The organism is Phyllobacterium sp. (genome assembly GCF_037994405.1).
GTDB lineage: Bacteria > Pseudomonadota > Alphaproteobacteria > Rhizobiales > Rhizobiaceae > Phyllobacterium.
In genome coordinates this window covers 1-2,499 of the sequence record NZ_JBBNAN010000225.1, presented here as the reverse complement: position 1 = coordinate 2,499, position 2,499 = coordinate 1, and the positions used below count along the sequence as shown (strand labels likewise).

Here is a 2,499-nt window from a genome sequence, read left to right as displayed (position 1 = left end):
GCAAAACGCAATACACTCTTTGTGGCTTCCGGCTCGTATTGAAGGAGGGAAGAGCTTGTATTTCCATCGCACCATTGCGTGTTTTGCAGTCGCGTTTGCACTTTTCGCTTCACCAGCCTTCCCGCAGGACGATCCGCGGCAGAACAATGACGCAGACAATCACAATGCGACGACCTCGCAATCTCGTCCTCCTTCCAGGGGCGAAGAGACGGTAAATCCGCCGAGGACGGAAGGTAATGGTTCAACGGGCATTCTTAGCCTCCTGCCGGCTGATTCGGTTACCGATCATGTATTAAAGATCGGAACGCAGGAAGTTGCTTATACCGCAACAGCGGGCACTCTCAGCCTCTTCGGCCAAGATGGGGCGCCATCCGCCAAGATATTCTATACAGCCTATGTCGCCCGGAACAGACAATCGGGCCGTCCCCTCACCTTTGCCTTTAACGGAGGACCGGGAGCCGCCTCGGCCTATCTCCACCTTGGGTTGGTTGGGCCACGCCTTCTCGATTTCGGCCCGAACGGACAGGATGGCACCAGTCCAACGCTCGTGGACAATCCGGATAGCTGGTTGGAGTTCACTGACCTTGTGCTAATCGATCCTGTCGGCACGGGCTGGAGTCGTGCGGCGAGCGACAACGTTGCATCGAATTTCTATGGGGTGAACCAGGATGCGGAGAGCATTGCCAAGGCAGTCGCGCTCTACGTCAATCACAATGAGCGCATGGCTTCGCCGAAATATCTGCTTGGCGAGAGTTATGGTGGTTTTCGTGCTGCGAAAGTCGCCTCTGCACTCAAGGATCGCCAAGGCGTTCTTGTCTCGGGAATTATCATGTTGTCGCCACTGATCGAGGGGCAGCTTTTGTTTGGGGCGAGCCAATATCCGCTGGGGGCTGCCCTTCAACTTCCTTCGCTTGCGGCTGCAGAGATGGAACGCCGAAATAGCTTCAGCCTGAAGGCGATCCGGGACGCGGAACAATTCGCCATGACCGACTATCTTGTGACGCTTGCGGGGCCTGAGCCCTCGGGAGAGTCGGCACGAGCCTTCTATGCGCGAGTTTCACAATTGACCGGCATACCTGAAGCGGTGGTGAGCCGTACGCGCGGCTTTCTCGCAGACACTTATGTCAAACACTCGAAGGGCGACGTATTCGAGGTGGTCAGCCCTTATGATGCAGCCTTTGCCGTTTCAGACCCCTACCCTGAGTTCGATGCCGACCGAAGTAAGGACCCGATCCTTGACGGGTTCACCCGCGCATATGGGGCGGCATTCGCCAGCTACGCCCGCAACGAACTTGGTTTCCGCACGGAAATGACCTACACGCTGCTCGCCGACGACGTGAACGACCGTTGGGAATGGGGCCGCCCCGGCAAAAACGGCGGCACGCGGGTTCAGGCGAGCGCAACCGGCGATATCCGCGACCTGCTCTCGGTCATACCGTCTTTCCGTTTGCTGATCGCACAGGGCTATAGCGATGCGATAACGCCTTATGGTATCAGCAAATATGTCATTGACCATCTGCCATCGTCGCTTGCGGCGGGCCGGGTTGGTCTCAAGCTTTATCGCGGTGGTCATATGTTCTATACGCGATCAAGCTCCCGGCATGACCTGACCGCGGACGCAAGAGCCTTCTTTTCTGAACAGATCGGAAAGGTTCAAGGGGAATAGTGGATGACGTCACCGAGCGTCTCCTCGCTCTTATCTGCGGGGCAACACCACGCAAAAAGAGCAAATCAAACTTACTACAGAGCCAAAAATACACTGCATTTTGTTTTATTTTTGAAGTATAATTCAAATACTTCGGCAGAACGTTATTTCCAGTTGAACTTTATCAATAATACTTGTTTCGGAAGTTAGTTTGTCTATACTTCGCTCCGATAAACATCGGGGAGGACAGACGCTGTGGCAACCATAATCGGCTCAGAAGCAAACGACGCACTATACGGAACGGACGAAACCGACCGCATTTTGGGTCTTACCGGCGACGACCATCTCGATGGCGGCGGCGGTGATGATCTCGTCTATGGCGGGGCCGGCAACGACGTTTTGAAGAGCACGGGCGGCTATGACCGTCTCGACGGTGCCGACGGCGATGACCGGCTGGTGCTTGCCGGCACGGGCGGCGCGGTAACCGGCGGCAACGGCGCGGACACGCTGGTCGTCGATCTCTCGACATTGAGCTCCCCGGTCATGTTCAACGGCGTCAACGGCCACGGCTTCATCGGTCACCAGACGGCGATCGAAGACCAGATCTTCTTGCGCGACATTGAGCACCTGGAACTGACAGCCGGGAGTGGCGATGACCGCGTTCTCGGAACTGTCAATGACGACGGTATCCACGGCCTGGCAGGCAATGATAACCTCGACGGCGGCGGCGGTAACGACTTCGTTTACGGCGGCGATGGCAATGACGTTCTGACGAGCACGAGTGGTTTTGATCGTCTGGACGCAGGCAGCGGTGACGACCATGTGACGCTTGTCGGCACAGGCGGCACGGTGAC

General features: G+C 56.7%; 1 protein-coding gene and 1 pseudogene. Both read left to right on the top strand.

All coding sequences use genetic code 11. The features are described from left to right. Nucleotides 1-73: 73 nt before the first annotated feature. Nucleotides 74-1,666 (top strand): carboxypeptidase, encoded by a 1,593-nt coding sequence (locus AAAC48_RS12425; protein ID WP_340654468.1) that lies wholly within the window; start codon nucleotides 74-76, stop codon nucleotides 1,664-1,666. Between the two features lie 234 nt (nucleotides 1,667-1,900). Beyond that, nucleotides 1,901-2,499 (top strand): annotated as a pseudogene (locus tag AAAC48_RS12420) (calcium-binding protein); the annotation flags it as partial.